Origin of the sequence: Enterobacteriaceae endosymbiont of Donacia semicuprea (assembly GCF_012570535.1) — a bacterium.
In the GTDB taxonomy this organism is placed as follows: domain Bacteria; phylum Pseudomonadota; class Gammaproteobacteria; order Enterobacterales; family Enterobacteriaceae.
Genome location: NZ_CP046210.1, coordinates 430,708 through 447,660 on the forward strand (window position 1 = coordinate 430,708; position 16,953 = coordinate 447,660).

15 protein-coding genes are annotated in these 16,953 nt (G+C 18.1%); 9 read left to right on the forward strand and 6 right to left on the reverse strand.

The window, feature by feature from the left end; translation table 11 throughout:
• Window positions 1–188 precede the first annotated feature (188 nt).
• From argS to potC, 5 genes are all read left to right on the forward strand, one after another.
• Window positions 189–1,919 carry an arginine--tRNA ligase gene (gene argS, locus GJT91_RS02105; protein ID WP_168868588.1) on the forward strand — a complete coding sequence of 577 codons (1,731 nt, stop codon included), beginning with the start codon at window positions 189–191 and terminating at the stop codon, window positions 1,917–1,919.
• A 93-nt stretch (window positions 1,920–2,012) separates the two neighbouring features.
• Complete coding sequence (gene mnmA / locus GJT91_RS02110; RefSeq protein WP_168868589.1) at window positions 2,013–3,113, forward strand: tRNA 2-thiouridine(34) synthase MnmA; 1,101 nt, start codon at window positions 2,013–2,015, stop codon at window positions 3,111–3,113.
• A gap of 160 nt (window positions 3,114–3,273) precedes the next feature.
• Complete coding sequence (potA, locus tag GJT91_RS02115; protein WP_168868590.1) at window positions 3,274–4,401, forward strand: spermidine/putrescine ABC transporter ATP-binding protein PotA; 1,128 nt, start codon at window positions 3,274–3,276, stop codon at window positions 4,399–4,401.
• Entirely contained in the window at window positions 4,376–5,242 is an 867-nt protein-coding gene (potB, locus tag GJT91_RS02120) for a spermidine/putrescine ABC transporter permease PotB (protein ID WP_168868591.1), read from the forward strand. Before potA ends, potB begins: the two co-directional genes overlap by 26 nt.
• Window positions 5,235–6,035, forward strand: a complete 801-nt coding sequence (potC, locus tag GJT91_RS02125) for a spermidine/putrescine ABC transporter permease PotC (RefSeq protein ID WP_168868592.1) — start codon at window positions 5,235–5,237, stop codon at window positions 6,033–6,035. Before potB ends, potC begins: the two co-directional genes overlap by 8 nt.
• Window positions 6,036–6,056: 21 nt before the next feature.
• On the opposite strand, the gene mutM is transcribed toward potC, so the two are convergent.
• From mutM to rpmH, 5 genes are all read right to left on the reverse strand, one after another.
• Entirely contained in the window at window positions 6,057–6,872 is an 816-nt protein-coding gene (mutM, locus tag GJT91_RS02130) for a bifunctional DNA-formamidopyrimidine glycosylase/DNA-(apurinic or apyrimidinic site) lyase (RefSeq protein ID WP_168868593.1), read from the reverse strand.
• Window positions 6,873–6,878: 6 nt separating this feature from the next.
• Complete coding sequence (mnmE, locus tag GJT91_RS02135; protein WP_168868594.1) at window positions 6,879–8,243, reverse strand: tRNA uridine-5-carboxymethylaminomethyl(34) synthesis GTPase MnmE; 1,365 nt, start codon at window positions 8,241–8,243, stop codon at window positions 6,879–6,881.
• Between the two features lie 19 nt (window positions 8,244–8,262).
• Window positions 8,263–9,897 carry a membrane protein insertase YidC gene (yidC, locus tag GJT91_RS02140; RefSeq protein ID WP_168868595.1) on the reverse strand — a complete coding sequence of 545 codons (1,635 nt, stop codon included), beginning with the start codon at window positions 9,895–9,897 and terminating at the stop codon, window positions 8,263–8,265.
• 116 nt (window positions 9,898–10,013) lie between these two features.
• Window positions 10,014–10,361: a ribonuclease P protein component gene (gene rnpA, locus GJT91_RS02145; protein ID WP_168868596.1), complete on the reverse strand. Its 348-nt coding sequence runs from the start codon at window positions 10,359–10,361 to the stop codon at window positions 10,014–10,016.
• A 4-nt stretch (window positions 10,362–10,365) separates the two neighbouring features.
• On the reverse strand, window positions 10,366–10,521 hold the full coding sequence (gene rpmH / locus GJT91_RS02150) for a 50S ribosomal protein L34 (protein ID WP_168868597.1): 156 nt from the start codon (window positions 10,519–10,521) through the stop codon (window positions 10,366–10,368).
• Between the two features lie 147 nt (window positions 10,522–10,668).
• Between rpmH and dnaN the strand changes: the two genes are divergently transcribed.
• A complete protein-coding gene (gene dnaN / locus GJT91_RS02155) occupies window positions 10,669–11,829 on the forward strand; it encodes a DNA polymerase III subunit beta (RefSeq protein ID WP_168868598.1) in 1,161 nt (386 codons plus the stop codon).
• Window positions 11,830–11,865: 36 nt separating this feature from the next.
• Window positions 11,866–14,277 (forward strand): DNA topoisomerase (ATP-hydrolyzing) subunit B, encoded by a 2,412-nt coding sequence (gyrB, locus tag GJT91_RS02160; RefSeq protein WP_168868599.1) that lies wholly within the window; start codon window positions 11,866–11,868, stop codon window positions 14,275–14,277.
• 36 nt (window positions 14,278–14,313) lie between these two features.
• Here the strand turns inward: gyrB and rpoZ are convergent, their stop codons facing one another.
• On the reverse strand, window positions 14,314–14,565 hold the full coding sequence (gene rpoZ, locus GJT91_RS02165; RefSeq protein ID WP_168868600.1) for a DNA-directed RNA polymerase subunit omega: 252 nt from the start codon (window positions 14,563–14,565) through the stop codon (window positions 14,314–14,316).
• A 194-nt stretch (window positions 14,566–14,759) separates the two neighbouring features.
• Here rpoZ and ppa point away from each other — a divergent pair, with 194 nt between their 5' ends.
• Window positions 14,760–15,299 (forward strand): inorganic diphosphatase, encoded by a 540-nt coding sequence (ppa, locus tag GJT91_RS02170; RefSeq protein ID WP_168868601.1) that lies wholly within the window; start codon window positions 14,760–14,762, stop codon window positions 15,297–15,299.
• A gap of 359 nt (window positions 15,300–15,658) precedes the next feature.
• On the forward strand, window positions 15,659–16,906 hold the full coding sequence (gene eno, locus GJT91_RS02175) for a phosphopyruvate hydratase (RefSeq protein ID WP_168868602.1): 1,248 nt from the start codon (window positions 15,659–15,661) through the stop codon (window positions 16,904–16,906).
• Window positions 16,907–16,953 lie beyond the last annotated feature (47 nt).

The following is a 16,953-nucleotide window of genomic DNA, read 5'->3' on the forward strand; positions in this document are numbered from 1 at the left end:
AAGAATTAGATAATTTTATTTATATTTTAAATATATTTTTAAACTATTTTCAGAAAAAAAATTTTAGTTATAGTAATTTATATATTTTAATTTTTTTTAATTATAATATTAAATATAAAATTTTAAAAATCAGATTTATTATTTATTAATTAATTAAATATTTAAATTAATATAAAGATAGGCCATATATGAATATAAAAAAAATTCTTTCAAAAAAAATTCATAAATCAATGATTAAAGCAGGCATACCATCTCAATATAATGTAATATTACGTCAATGCAAAAAAATAGAATTAGGACATTATCAAATAAATGGTATTATATCAGCTGCTATTTCCTTAAAAAAAAACCCTAATGATTTAGCTAATAAAGTAGTAAAATATTTAAATTTAAAAGATATAATATCTAAAATTAATATATCTAAGTTAGGATTTATTAATCTTTTTATTAAAAAAAAATGGTTATCAAAACAAATAAATTTATTACTTACTTCTAAAAAATTAGGATTAACAAAAAAAATTATATCTGAAAATATTGTTGTAGATTATTCTAGTCCTAATATAGCAAAAGAAATGCATGTAGGTCATTTAAGATCTACAATTATAGGAGATTCTATGGTAAAAATTTTATCTTTTGTTGGACATAATGTTATCAAAGTCAATCATATTGGTGATTGGGGTACTCATTTTGGAATGATTATTGCTTTTTATAATTATGAAAAAAAAAAAAATAGTATTTTAATATCTGATATAGAAAAATTATATACAAAAGCACGAAAAAAATATTCTGAAGATATAAAATTTGCAACAGAATCAAGATCTTATGTAGTTAAACTACAAAAAAAAGATCCTTTTTGTTTACAAATATGGAAAAAAATAGTTAATATTACTATGAATAATCATTATCAATTATATAAAAAACTTAACGTAGAATTAACTTCTAAAAATACTATGGGTGAAAGTATATATAATGATATGTTACCAAATATAATTACAGATTTAAAAAAAAAAGGAATAGCTATTAATGATAATGGAACTATTATTATTCCTTTAGAAGGATTAAAAAATAAAAAAGGTAAATTAATGGCTGTAATTATTCAAAAAAAAGATGGGGCTTATCTTTATGCAACAATAGATATTGCTTGTATTAAGTATCGTTACAAAATTTTTAAAGCACATCGTATTATTTATTACGTAGATTCACGTCAAAGTCAATATTTAAATCAAATTTTTAAAATAGTTAAAAAAGCAAATTATGTACCTTCTAATATAAAATTAGAACATCATATGTTTGGAATGATATTAAATAAATATAATAAACCTTTTAAAACAAGAGAAGGAAAAAATATAAAATTAAATAATTTAATAAATGAATCTATTAAAAAATCTAAAAAAATAATTATTAAAAAAAATCCTTCTATAAAAAAAAATAAATTAGAAAATTTATCTCACATAATTGGAATAGGAGCTATAAAATATGCTGATTTATCTAAAAATAGAATTAATAACTATGTTTTTAAATGGGATGATATGTTATCTTTAAATGGAAATACATCTTTATATATTCAATATGCTTATGTGAGAGCCAAATCTATTTTAAAAAAAGTTAATATTGATTTTAGTAATTTATTAGATTTAGAAATTAAATTTGTAAATTATTCTGAGTTTAAACTTGCTATAACATTTTTAGACTTTGAGGAAATTATATTAAAAATAGTTGATAAAGGTACACCACATTTATTGTGTAATTGGTTGTATAAAATTACAGTATTATTCTCTATTTTTTATGAAAATTGTAAAATTTTGAATTTACAAGATGATTTATTAAAATTAAGTCGATTAAAAATTGTTTTTTTAACTTCTTTATTTTTAAAAAAAGGATTATTATTATTAGGTATAAAAACTATAAAAAAAATGTAAAAATAATAATAAATATATAATTTTTTAAAAAGTAATAATATATTATATAATTAAATAATTTTATATTTATCTAAAATTTTTTAAAATACTTATATGCTTAAAAAAAAAGTAATAATTGCAATGTCAGGAGGTATAGATTCTTCTTTTTCTGCTTGGTTATTAAAAAAACAAAATTATCAAGTAGAGGGTTTATTTATGAAAAATTGGGAAGAAGACGATATAAATAATCATTGTAATATTGAAAAAGATTTATTTTATGTAGAATATATTTGTAAAAAATTAAATATTTTTTTACATAAAATTAATTTTGCAACTGAATATTGGGATTTTGTTTTTCAAAAATTTCTTTCTGAATATAAAAAAGGATATACACCAAATCCTGATATATTATGTAATAAAATAATTAAATTTAAATATTTCATGAATTTTGCTATTAAAAATTTAGGTGCAGATTTCATTAGTACAGGTCATTATGTTCGTTGTAAAAAAATAAAAAATAAATATTTTTTATTAAAAGGAATAGATTTAAATAAAGATCAAAGTTATTTTTTATATACAATAAAAGAAAAACAATTAAGAAAAATTTTATTTCCTATAGGAGGTTTGAAAAAAACAGAAATAAGATATTTTGCTAAAAAATTTAAATTTATTAATGCTAAAAAAAAAGATTCAACAGGAATTTGTTTTATAGGTGAAAAAAATTTTCCTAATTTTTTAAATAAATATTTACCTTCAAAAAAAGGAAATATAATTGATATTAATGGTAATATTCTTGGTAAACATAAAGGATTAATCCATTATACTATAGGTCAAAGAAAAAGAATTGGTTTAGGAGGATCTATATATTATGGTAATAAACCATGGTATGTTTATAAAAAAAACATTAAAAAAAATATTTTAACAATTGTACAAGATAGAAAAAATTTATATTTATATTCTATTGGATTAATTTTAAAAAAAATAACTTGGATTGACAATAATTACAAGCCACATATTTCAAAAATATATACTCTTAAAACAAGATATAGACAAAAGGAAGTTAAATGTCAAATAATTTTTTTAAATAATAATAAAATTAAAGTATATTTTAATTCTCCTATATTTAGTGTTACTCCAGGTCAATCAGCAGTATTTTACTATAAAAATATTTGTTTAGGAGGTGGTATTATAGAAAAAGAAATTCCAGTAATTTAGTTTTATTATATTTTTTCAATTTTTTCTAATAGAAAATGAATTTTTTATTATAAAAAATAAAAATTTTATAAAATTCAATTTTTAAAAATCATTAGTTACAAAATTTAATTTTATTAATAAGTTTATTAAATATAAATTAATATTTAATTAGAGTATTTTTATGAAAAAAAAAAATTTTAAAAATGTATTAATTAATCTTAATAATATAAATAAATCTTTTTTAGGTAAAAAAATTATTTCTAATTTAAATTTAAATATAAATAATGGAGAATTTATTACTTTATTAGGTCCTTCTGGTTGTGGAAAAACAACAATTATTCGTTTAATAGCCGGTTTAGAAAAAGCAGATAGTGGTTCTATTATATTAGATAATAAAGAAATAACAAAAATTCCAGCGGAAAAAAGACAAATAAATACTGTTTTTCAAAATTATGCTTTATTTCCTCATATGTCCGTTTTTGATAATATAGCATTCGGATTAAAGATGCAAAAAAAAAGACATAATGAAATTATAGAAAAAGTTGAAAAAATATTAAATATAGTTCAATTACAAAAATTTATAAATAGAAAACCTCATGAATTATCTGGAGGACAACAACAAAGAGTTGCTATAGCAAGAGCGGTAATTAATCAACCTAAAATATTATTATTAGATGAATCATTATCAGCTTTAGATTATAGACTACGTAAAAAAATGCAAAATGAATTAAAAGCTTTACAAAGAAAATTAGGTATTACCTTTATATTAGTTACTCATAATCAAGAAGAAGCTTTAAGTATATCAGATCGTATTATTTTAATAAAAAATGGAAAAATTGAACAAGAAGGAACCCCTAGAGAAATTTATGAAGAACCAAAAAATTTATTTGTTGCTAAATTTATAGGTGATATTAATATATTTAATGCTGTTATTATTAAAAAATTATATAACAATCAAGTAAAAGTAAATTTAGAAGGTTATATATGTAATCTTAAAGTTACATTTCCTGTTTTTCCTGGAGAAAAAATACATGTTCTATTAAGACCAGAAGATTTAAAAATTAAAGAAATTAATAATAATGTTAATTTAACATCAGGACTTATTGGTTATATAAAGGAAAAAAATTATAAAGGCATGACTTTAGAATCTATATTAGAACTTAAAAATGGGAAAATTATTACTGTAAGTGAATTTTTTAATGAAAATGATCCTTATGTTGATCATTCTCTTAATCAAAAAATGTTAATAAATTGGGTTGAAACATGGGAGGTTATTTTACCTTATGAAAAAAATAATAGAATGTATTAAAAAAATTATAATTTTTTTAATTACTAGTTGGTTATTATTATTTATTTTTTTACCAAATATAATAATGATTATTATTAGTTTTTTAAAAAAAGATAATTATAATTTAATTATATTTAAATTTTCTTTTTATAATTATTTAAAATTATTAAATTTTTTATATATTAAAGTTTTTATGAATTCTTTATTTATTTCATTTCTTACTACCATTATATGTCTTTTAATAGGATATCCATTTGCATGGTGTCTAATAAAAATATCTTCTAAAAAAAGATCTTTAATGTTATTTCTTTTATTTTTACCATTTTGGATTAACTCTTTAATTAGAATATATTGTTTAAAAATATTTTTAGGAATTAATGGATGGTTAAACTATATTTTACTTTATTTAAAAATAATTAATAACCCTATTCGTATAATATATACTCCTACAGCTATAATTTTAGGATTAATATATATTCTATTACCTTTTATGATTGTTCCGATATATTCTAGTATTGAAAAATTAGATAAATTTTATATAGAAGCAGCAAAAGATTTAGGAGCTCCATTATGGAAAATTTTTTTTCATATAATTATACCTTTAACTATTCCGGGAATTATTGCTGGATGTTTATTAGTTTTTTTACCTAGTATGGGTTTATTTTATATTTCTGATTTAATGGGTGGAGCTAAAAATTTGTTAATAGGAAATATTATTAAAAATCAATTTCTTAATATGAGAGATTGGCCATTAGGAGCTGCAACAAGTACAATAATAACATTATTCACCGGTTTTTTTTTAATGCTATATTTTAAAATCATAAAATTTTTAAATAAAAAGGAATTTCAAAATAATGTTTAAATATATTTTAAGAATTATTTTTATGTATTTGATTTATTTTTGGTTTTATATTCCTATTATTCTTTTAGTTATAAATTCTTTTAATTCATCACGTTATGGAATAATATGGCAAGGATTTAGTACTAAATGGTATTACGAAATTCTACATAATACTTCTTTATTAGAAGTTACATATCATTCTTTAATTATTGGAATAATTACTGCTACTTTTACAACTTTAATTGGTTTATTAACAGCATTATCATTATATCATTATAATGATTATATAAAATCATTTATAAGTATTTTATTATATATAGTAATTATATCTCCTGATATTGTTATGGGTATTTCTTTATTATTATTGTTTGTATTATTAAACTTTACTTTAGGATTTTGGTCTTTATTATTTTCACATATTACTTTTTGTTTACCTTATGTAGTAATTACTATCTATTCTAGATTACAAAATTTTAATATTTATATATTAGAAGCTGCAAGAGATTTAGGAGCTAATGAGATAATTATTTTAACAAAAATTATATTTCCTTTAATATTACCAGCAATTATTTCAAGTTGGTTATTAAGTTTTGCTTTATCTATGGATGATATAACAATATCAACATTTGTTACAGGACCTGAATACGAAATACTTCCATTAAAAATTTATTCAATGTCTAAAATTGGAATAACTCCGGAAATTAATGTTTTATCAACAATACTAATAATTATTTCTTTATTTTTAGTTATTTTAAGTAGAATTATTTTAGGAAAATCAAAGATATATAATCAAATTACTTCTTTATTAAATTAAATTTTTTATTTTAAAAAATATTTATTTTTGACATTTATTACAAAAAAAAGTACTTCTGTTTCTTAAGATTATTTTAATAATTTTTTTTTTACAAATTTTACATAATTTATCTTTTTTACCATATACAAAAAAATATTTATAAAAATTACCTATATTTCCATTAGGTTGTCTATAATCACATATAGAAGAACCACCATACTTAATTGATTTATTTAAAATAAATTTAATATTTTTAACTAAAAGAGTAATTTCTTCAAAATTTAAAGTATTTGATATTCTTGTAGGTAATATTTTAGATAAAAATAATATTTCATTAGCATAAATATTACCTATTCCTGTTACTATATTGTTATCCATTAACATTATTTTAATAAAAATATTTTTTTTTTGTGTAAAATTATATAAATATATATTATTAAATGAATATTCTAATGGTTCAGGACCTAATTTTTTTAAAAATATATTTTCTTGATAATTTTTTTCTCCCCATAACCAAAAACCAAACTTTCTAGTATCTGTATAACGTAAAATTAAATTATTATTAATAATTAAATCAATATGATCATGTTTATTATAAGAATAATATTGTTTATTAATTAAAAATAATTTTCCCGTCATACCTAAATGTATAATAATTGTATTATTTACTAAAATAATAATTATATATCTTCCTCTTCTTTTAATATCTAAAATTTTTTGATTATTTATTTTTACTATATTGTCTGAAACAAAATACTTTAATTTTTTATTTCTAACAATAGAATAATTAATTATTTTTCCTTTTAAATATGGTTTTATTATTTTTTTAGTAACTTCTACTTCAGGAAGTTCAGGCATAAAATTTTATTTACCAATGCAAAATTGTGAAAAAATATTTTTTAATAAATCTTTAGAAGTAAATTTTCCAGTAATAGAATCTAATTCTTTTTGTATTAATCTTAAATCTTCAGATAATAATTCTATAGAATTTGTTTTTATAAAGTTTTTTTGACTTTTGATTAAAAATTTATATATATAATTTAAAGAATCAATATATCTTTCTCTAGCTGTAAATTGATCTTCATTATTATTAGTAAATATAATTTTTTGTTTAATAAAATTCATTAATAATGATATTCCTTTCATATTTTTAATTGACAATCGTATTGTTACATAATTATAATTATTAGTTATTTCTGGAATATTATTTGTCATATCTATTTTATTACGTAAAATAATCATAGGAGTATTTTTCAAAAATTTTTTTAATTTAATTTTTATTATTTTTAATAAATTATTTTCAGATATTTTATCTTCTACTACTAAAAATAAATAATGAGATCTTGTTATTTCCTTAAAAGTTTTTTGGATTCCTAAAATTTCAATTTCATTATTAGTATTTCTAATACCTGCAGTATCAACTATTTCTATAGGAACAGAATTTATATAAATATTTTCACGTAAAATATCTCTAGTTGTTCCAGGAATATTAGTAATTATAGAAATATTTTTATTGGTAATTATATTCATTAAACTAGATTTACCAGAATTAGGTGGTCCAATTAAAGTTATTTTAATGCCTTCTTTAATTCTTATTCCATTATTAACATATTCCTGAATATTTATTAAATTATTTAATAATTTTTTTAATATTTTTTTAATATTAGAACAAAAAATATCAAAATTAATTTTTAAATCAAATTCAAGAAACGATTCTATTTGTACTCTTAAATCAATAATAATATTTGAAAATTTTTTTAATAATAACGAAAATTTTCCATTCATTAAATTTACTGCTGAAAATAATGCAGCTTTTGAATTAGCTGAAATAATATCAGAAATTGCTTCTGCTTGAGTTAAATCAATTTTTTTATTTAAAAAAGCTCTTTCTGAAAATTCACCAGGATAAGCAATTCTAATACCAGGTATTGTAATAATATTATTAATTAATAAATCTAAAAGTATAGTACTTCCATGACATTGTAATTCTAAAATATCTTCTCCTGTAAAAGAATCAGGTTTTGGAAATAATAACACAATACCTTTATCTATAATTTTATTTTTATAAAAAAAAGGTAAATAATGTGCATATCTTGGTTTTATATAATTCAGTCTTAATATATTTTTTATTACATTTAAAACTTTATTACCAGATATTCTTATAATTCCTATACTACCTTGACCTAAAGGAGTTGCTCTTGCAATTATTGTATATTTATTTTTTTCCATAATTTTTAAAATGAAATTATTAAATTTTATAATTTTTTTTATCCATTATATAAAATATCCATTTTTGTTGTAATATTGTAATTAAATTATTAATTATGTAATATAAAACTAATCCTGAAGGAAGCCATAAAAAAAATAAACTAAAAAAAATAGGTAGAATATATGAAATTTTTTTTTGTATAGGATTATTATCATAATTATTTTTTGAAGTTTTTTGAATAACTAACATAGTAATACTCATTAATATTGGTAAAATATAATATGGATCTTCAGAAGATAAATCTTGAATCCAAAATATAAATGGAGCATGTCTTAATTCTATAGAATTAGTTAATACATAATATAATGCTAAAAAAATAGGCATTTGTATGATAAAAGGTATAAAACCAGAAAATGGATTTAATTTTTCTTTTTTATATAATAAAAATATTTCTTGACTAAAACGATTTTTATCATCAATAAATTTTTCTTTAATTTTTTTTATTTTTGGTTGTAAAAAATTCATTTTAGCTATGGTAATATATTGTTTTTTTGATAATGGATATGTTATAATCCTTATAATTATAGTAATAGTAATTATTGAAAAACCCCAATTTCCTATTAAATTAAATAATAAATTTAATAACTTAAATAATGGTTTTGATAAAAACCATAAAAAACCATAATCAATAGTTAAATCTAAAAATGGAGCAATTTTGGACATTTGTTCTGGAATTTTAGGACCTATCCATAATTTTGATAAAAAAAATTTTTTTTCTCCTGATAAAATTAAATAATTAGAAGATTTAAATCCAATACTTATAATATCATGAGATATTTTTTTTATATATATATCATTTTTTTTAGAAAGATTAGGAAGAATCCAAGCTGAAATAAAATATTGTTGTAACATAGCTATCCATCCATTTTTAGCATGGACACTAATATTAGTATTTTTTTTTATATTAGAAAATTTATATTTTTTAAATTTATTATACTCAGTAGAGTATGCTATATTATTAAATGTTTTAATAGTAATATTATTATGTTTTTTTTCTAAATATTTTTTAGGTATATTACTAGAATGATTTATTTGTCCGAATATAGATATATTAATAGGATTTTGTGTTTTATTAAAAATTTGATGATTAATAATTATTGAATAACTTCCTTTTATAAAAGTAAATATTTTTATATATAAAATATTTTTTTTATTAAAAATTAAAGGTACTTTTAATATATTTTTATTTTTTTCTAATTGAAAATATTTTTTTTTTGAAAAAAATTTTTCATTTTTATAAACATCTCCAATTTTTTGAAAATTATCTTCTTGTGAGATACCAGATTTAATTTGATATATAAAATCAGATTTATTTTTTAATAAAGTAAAAAAATTTTTAGAATTTAATTTATTTGAATAATCTAGTAAATATACTTTTTCAATATTACCTCCATATGGATTAATATATAAAAGAAATTTATCGGTTTTAATCACAATATTATTTTTTTTAATTATATAAAAAAATTTTTTATAATTTTTATGATTAAGAATATTTTTATTAATAATTATTTTTGTATTATTTCTTGTATAATTATGTATTTTTTTCCAATTATGCAAAATTATATAACTAAATAAACAAAAAATAATTAAAATAATATTGTTTTTAGAAGACATTATTAATCTCACATTAATTTATTAATTTATTAAAAGTTATATTATAAATTAAAATAAAAATAACCTAGTTTAAATTTATAAAAATAAAATATTTAAAATAAGTTTTTTTCAAAAAATTAATTTATTTTATAAATATTCCATATTTTTTCTAAATATATTTTAAAACAAAAATTATTTATTTTTATAATATTTTTATTATTTAAAATAATAATATAATCCATATTATAAAATATATATTGATTTAAACGAAAATATTCACGAATAATTCTCTTAAACTTATTTCTAATATTTGTTTTTTTAATTTTTTTTTTCGGTATAATTATACCAATTCTAGAATATTTTAATTTATTTATACGACTTAAAATAGTAAAATACTTATTTGTTATCTTATTTGGATGATTAAATACAAAATTAAAATTCAGTGAAATTAAACGTTTTTTTTTAGAAAAATTAAAATTATTCACTTTTTTATTTAAATTTAATTTTATCTGATACAGTCAAATAAACACGATTTTTAGCACGACGACGATTTAAAATATTTCTTCCGTTATGGGTTTTCATTCTTGTTCTAAAACCATGAGATCTTTTCCTTTTCAATATAGATGGTTGAAAAGTACGTTTCATTTAAATTTATACCTATATATATTTATATATAATTTATTATTACATAAATAAAATATTTTATATATTTTTTTTTAAAATATTTAAAATATTTTAATAATTTAATTACCAACATTACTTAATATGTTATCATTAGAATGATAATATTTTATGTTATATATTTTAATTAAAAATAAAAAATTTATGGAATACAGTATTATAATTAATCGTGAATTATTAATAAAACCATTACAATATATTACAAATATTATTACTAATCGTTCCGTATTACCAATTATTAATAATATTTTAATAGAATTTTTAGAAAATGGAATAATTATTTTTAAAAGTACTAATTTAGAGATAGAAATAATATCTATTTTAAATAATAAATTTAACCAAAAAAAATATTCTGTTACTATACAAGGAAAAAAATTTTATAATATATGTTATAGTTTACCTAAAAATAAAGATATTAAAATTTTATTCAATAAAAGTCAGGCTATAATATCATCACAAAAATGTTATTTTACAATAACTATTTTTCCTATAAATAATTTTCCTAGTATAAATTTTATAAAATATGATATAAAATTTAATCTTACTCATAAAACAATAAAAAAATTTATAAATTCTACTTATTTTTCAATAGCTAATAATGATGTAAGAAAATATTTAAATGGCTTGTTATTACAAATTAAAAATAATACTTTAAATATTGTATCAACTGATGGACATCGTTTATCCATTTATACTTCCTATATTTTTAACACAAAAATAATTAATAATTATGCAGTGATTATACCACGTAAAAGTATATTTGAATTATCAAGATTAATTAAAAATACTGATGAATTAATAAATATAAAAATTAATAATGATAATATTTGTTTTATTTTTAATAATTTGAAATTTACATCTAAATTAATTAAAGGTGAATTTCCTGATTATCTAAAAATTATACCTAAAATATTTCATAAAAATGTTAAAATTAATCGTCTTATGTTTAAAAATGCCTTACATAGAATTTCTATTATTGTGAATGAAAAAACTAAAGGAGTAACATTATCATTTAGTAATTTTAATTTAAGAATTTTTAGTATTAATATTAATAATGAAATGGCTGAAGAAATATTAGAAATAGAAAAATATGATAATAAAATAAAATATGATATTGATATATCAATAAATATTAATTACTTAATTGATGTAATTAATGTATTAGATGGTAATATTATAAAAATATCTTTTATTAATAATGTTTCTAGTATTAGAATAGAAGATATTTATGATAAAAATAAATTTTATTTAATCATGCCAATGAAAATTTAAAATTTAATTTAATATAAAGATATGTGAGAGTTTAATTTGACCAATAAATATTATGATTCATCAAGTATTCAAATTTTAAAAGGTTTAGATGCCGTAAAAAAAAGACCGGGTATGTATATAGGAAATACAGATGATGGTACAGGTTTACATCATATGGTATTTGAAGTTATTGATAATGCTATAGATGAATCCTTGGAAGGTTTTTGTAAAAAAATAAATATCATTATACATAATGATAATTCTATTTCTATTATTGATGATGGTAGAGGAATACCTACTGGTATACATAGAGAAGCAAAAATATCTGCAGCTGAAGTAATTATGACTGTATTACATGCTGGAGGTAAATTTAATAATAAATCATATAAATTATCTGGAGGATTACATGGTGTAGGTATTTCCGTTGTTAATGCTTTATCTAAAAAATTAGAATTAACTATAAAAAGAAATGGGAAATTATATAAACAATTTTATTATAATGGTGTTCCTAAAGATCGATTAAAAACAATTGGAATTACTAATTCAACCGGAACTCATATTAGATTTTGGCCTAATTATAATATTTTTAATAAAATTCAAATATTTAATTATGAAATTTTATCTGAAAGATTAAGAGAATTATCATTTTTAAATTCAGGATTATTTCTTTCTATAACTAATAAAAAAGATAATAAATATAATGTCTTTCAATATACTGGAGGAATAAAAGAATTTATTAAATATTTAAATAAAAATTATGATCCAATTCATAAAAATATTTTTTATTGCTATACAAAAAATAGTTCTATTAATATAGAAATAGCTATGCAATGGAATAATTCTTTTAAAGAAAAAATATGTTGTTTTACTAATAATATACCTCAAATACACGGAGGAACACATTTATCTGGATTAAAATCTGCTATAACACGTACATTAAATTTATATATAGATAAAGAAGGATACAATAAAAAAAAAAAAATAAATATAACAGGAAATGATACTAGAGAAGGATTAATAGCACTTATATCTATTAAAATTACTAATCCTAAATTTTCTTCTCAAACTAAAGAAAAATTAATATCATCAGAAGTAAAATCATTAGTTGAATGTTATGTAAATCAACAATTGATGTTTTTTCTTTTAGAAAAACCTCGAGATGCTAAAAATATAGTAAATAAAATTATATATGCAGCAAAAATAAGAGATACATTAAGAAAAACTAGAGAAGTAATAAAAAATCAAAATTTTACAGAAATATCCAGATTACCTGGAAAATTATCAGATTGTCAAGAAAGTAATCCTGCTTTATCTGAAATTTATTTAGTAGAAGGTGATTCAGCTGGCGGTTCAGCAAAACAAGGTAGAAATAGAAAAAATCAAGCTATTTTACCATTAAAAGGTAAAATTCTTAATGTCGAAAAAGCTAAATTTAATAAAATTCTTTCTTCTCAAGAAATAATTACTTTAATTACTGCTTTAGGTTGTAATATTAATTCTGGAAAATATAATTTAGAAAAATTAAGATATCATAATATCATTATTATGACAGATGCAGATGTTGATGGAGCTCATATACGTACTTTATTATTAACATTTTTTTATAGACAAATGCCTAAAATTATTGAACAAGGACATATATATATAGCTCAACCTCCTTTATATAAAGTCAAAAAAGGTAATCAAAAATTATATATTAAAAATGATGAAGAAATGACTTTATATAAATTAAAAATAGCTTTAAAAAAAGCTATTTTTTATTTTAAAAAAACAAAAGAAAAATTGTCTGATAAAAAATTATGGATTTTAGCAAAAGAATTTAATTTTGTTAAAAAAATTATAAAATTTTCTAAATATATTTTTTTAAAAAAAATATTTTATGCATTATTATATAATTTAAAATTAAGTAAACTTGATAATTATAATAATGTTAAATTATGGTTAGATAATTTATTATTATATTTAAATAATAATTTTGTAAATATTATATTTACAGGATCAATTAATAAAAATATAGAAAAAAATATTTTTGAACCTATAATATATGAAAATAAATATGGAAATAAAAATAAATATTTATTAAATAATGATTTTTTTATTAGTACAGAATATAAAAAAATTTTTTTATTAGGAAATAAATTAATTTCTTTAAAAAAGAAAAAAATTTATTACGTAAAAAAAAATAAAAAATGTAAGAACATTAACTCTTTTGAAGAAGGAATTACATGGTTATTAAAAGAATCTAAAGGTAGTTTTACTATACAAAGATATAAAGGATTAGGAGAGATGAATCCAGATCAATTATGGGAAACAACTATGAATCCTTTAACTCGTAATATGTTAAAAGTAACTATTAAAGATGCAAAAAAAGCTAATCAATTATTTTCAACTTTAATGGGTAATGAAGTTGAACCAAGAAGATTATTTATAAAAAATAACGCATTACAAGTAATAAATATTGATATTTAATTAGTTTTATTATAATAAAATTTAATTTCAATACAATTAATAATTATGTAAATCTATTATTTGAAATTTTTTTTCTGAATTTTTTTCATACTTATTAAGTATCTTTTTATTAATTAAACCCTGTTCAATTTCTCTTAATGCTAAAATAGTTGTTTTATCATTTTTTTCTATTAATAATGGAATTTTTCCTTTTATTTGTATTTGTCTTGCTCTTTTAGAAGCAATAATAACTAAATCAAATCTATTACCTATTTTTTTAACAGCTTTTTCTACTGTAATTCTAGCCATATTTTTTTCTTTATAAAGAATTATTAATTAAATTATTAACTTTATATTTTATATAAAAATATTTAGTAATTAATATTATATATATATATAATTTTATTATATATAAATTATAATAATATATATTATAATTAAATACATTTAAAATATACAATAATTAATATTAATATTTTAAATTTAGTTTAAGGTAATTAAATATGAACTTTAAAAATATTTCTTCTGGAGAAAATATTCCTAATGATATAAATGTAATAATTGAAATATCTTTAAATTCGAATTCAGTAAAATATGAAATTAATAAAAAAAATGGAATATTATTTGTTGATCGTTTTATTTTTACTCCAATGTTTTACCCATTTAATTATGGATATATAAATAATACTTTATCATTAGATAATGATCCTTTAGATGTAGTTGTAATCACTAAATATTCAATTTTACCAGGTTCCGTAATTAGATGTCGTCCTATAGGATTATTAAGTATGATAGACGAATCTGGGAATGATAATAAAATAATTGCAGTACCACATAAAAAAATTTCTAAAGAATATTGTTTGATAAAAAATATTAAAGATTTATCTATTTTATTACAAGAACAAATTATATATTTTTTTAAACATTATAAAGATTTAGAAAAAGGAAAATGGTGCAAAATTAATGGTTGGAAAGATCTAAAAAAAGCACATGATGAAATTTTATTTTCTATTGATACATTTAAAAAAAATAATATTAAGTAATAATATTTCAATATATAAATATTTTAAAAAAAATTTTAATAAATAATTTTTATACTATATTTTAATCAAATTTTTTATTAAAGAGTATTTTTTAAAATAATTATTAATAAAATTTTATTAATTGAAATAAATTTTAAATTAATATCAAAAAATATTAAATTAAAAAATTAAAATATTTTATAAAATAAAAAATTGTAATTTTTGTATTTTAATAATAAAAATTATTATTTATAAATAAATAAAAAATATTTATATAAAAATAAATTAATTTTTTATAAAAAAATAATTTTAATAATTGAATTAATTATTTATCAATAAATTTTAAATAAGATCTATATCTTATAAATTAAGGAAGTATAATGTCTAAAATAAAAAAAATAATAGGTAGAGAAATTATTGATTCTAGAGGTAATCCTACTATTGAAGCAGAAGTTCATTTAAATAATGGTATAATAGGAATGGCTTCAGTTCCTTCTGGAGCTTCTACTGGCTCTAAAGAAGCTGTAGAATTACGTGATGGAGATAAAAAAAGATTTTTAGGTAAAGGAGTTTTAAAACCTATTAATATAATTAATACTACTATTAATAAATATTTGTTTAATCAAAATTCATTAAATCAATCATATATAGATAATATTATGATTAATATGGATAATACTAATAATAAATCTAATTTTGGAGCAAATACAATTTTAGCTGTTTCCTTAGCTAATGCTAGAGCAGCATCAAAATTTGAAAATATTCCATTATATAAATATATAAGTATTCTTAATAATACTTCAGAAAATTTTTTTATGCCATTACCAATGATTAATATTATTAATGGTGGAAAACATGCAGATAATAATTTAGATATACAAGAATTTATGATTCAACCTATTAGTGCAAAAAATATAAAAGAAGCTATACGTTATGGTTCAGAAATTTTTCATCATTTATTTTATGTTCTTAAAAAAAATAAAATGATTACATCAGTAGGTGATGAAGGAGGATATGCTCCTAATTTAAATAATAATAGTGAAGCATTTGATTTAATATCAGAAGCTGTTAAAAACGCTGGATTTATTTTAGGTAAAGATATTACTTTTGCTATTGATTGTGCTGCTTCTGAATTATTTTATAATAAAAAATATAATTTAAATAGTGAAAAAATAAGTCTTTCTTCAAAAGAATTTACACATTTTTTATTTAATTTAACAAAAAAATATCCTATATCTTCTATAGAAGATGGTTTAAATGAATCTGATTGGAAAGGTTTTATTTATCAAACAAAATTATTAGGTAATAAAATTCAATTAGTTGGAGATGATTTATTTGTTACTAATACTAAATTTTTAAAAAAAGGTATAAAAAATAAAGTTGCTAATGCAATTTTAATAAAATTAAACCAAATTGGTTCTCTTACTGAAACTTTATCTACAATAAAAGTTGCTAAACAAGCAGGATATAAAATAATTATTTCACATAGGTCAGGAGAAACAGAAGATTCATTTATTTCTGATTTAGCAGTTGGAACTAATGCCGAGCAAATTAAAACTGGATCTATGAGTCGTTCTGAGCGAATATCAAAATATAATCAATTAATTAGAATAGAAGAAAAATTATAAAATAATTTTTATAAACTATGTTGTGTTTTTTACTCAACATAGTAAAA

What these genes read in the sequence shown, in the direction of transcription:
- argS (WP_168868588.1), top strand. Translation starts at nt 189, where the DNA reads ATGAATATAAAAAAAATTCTTTCAAAAAAAATTCATAAATCAATGATT.
- mnmA (WP_168868589.1), top strand. Translation starts at nt 2,013, where the DNA reads ATGCTTAAAAAAAAAGTAATAATTGCAATGTCAGGAGGTATAGATTCT.
- potA (WP_168868590.1), top strand. Translation starts at nt 3,274, where the DNA reads ATGAAAAAAAAAAATTTTAAAAATGTATTAATTAATCTTAATAATATA.
- potB (WP_168868591.1), top strand. Translation starts at nt 4,376, where the DNA reads ATGAAAAAAATAATAGAATGTATTAAAAAAATTATAATTTTTTTAATT.
- potC (WP_168868592.1), top strand. Translation starts at nt 5,235, where the DNA reads ATGTTTAAATATATTTTAAGAATTATTTTTATGTATTTGATTTATTTT.
- mutM (WP_168868593.1), bottom strand. Translation starts at nt 6,872, where the DNA reads ATGCCTGAACTTCCTGAAGTAGAAGTTACTAAAAAAATAATAAAACCA.
- mnmE (WP_168868594.1), bottom strand. Translation starts at nt 8,243, where the DNA reads ATGGAAAAAAATAAATATACAATAATTGCAAGAGCAACTCCTTTAGGT.
- yidC (WP_168868595.1), bottom strand. Translation starts at nt 9,897, where the DNA reads ATGTCTTCTAAAAACAATATTATTTTAATTATTTTTTGTTTATTTAGT.
- rpmH (WP_168868597.1), bottom strand. Translation starts at nt 10,521, where the DNA reads ATGAAACGTACTTTTCAACCATCTATATTGAAAAGGAAAAGATCTCAT.
- dnaN (WP_168868598.1), top strand. Translation starts at nt 10,669, where the DNA reads ATGTTATATATTTTAATTAAAAATAAAAAATTTATGGAATACAGTATT.
- rpoZ (WP_168868600.1), bottom strand. Translation starts at nt 14,565, where the DNA reads ATGGCTAGAATTACAGTAGAAAAAGCTGTTAAAAAAATAGGTAATAGA.
- ppa (WP_168868601.1), top strand. Translation starts at nt 14,760, where the DNA reads ATGAACTTTAAAAATATTTCTTCTGGAGAAAATATTCCTAATGATATA.
- eno (WP_168868602.1), top strand. Translation starts at nt 15,659, where the DNA reads ATGTCTAAAATAAAAAAAATAATAGGTAGAGAAATTATTGATTCTAGA.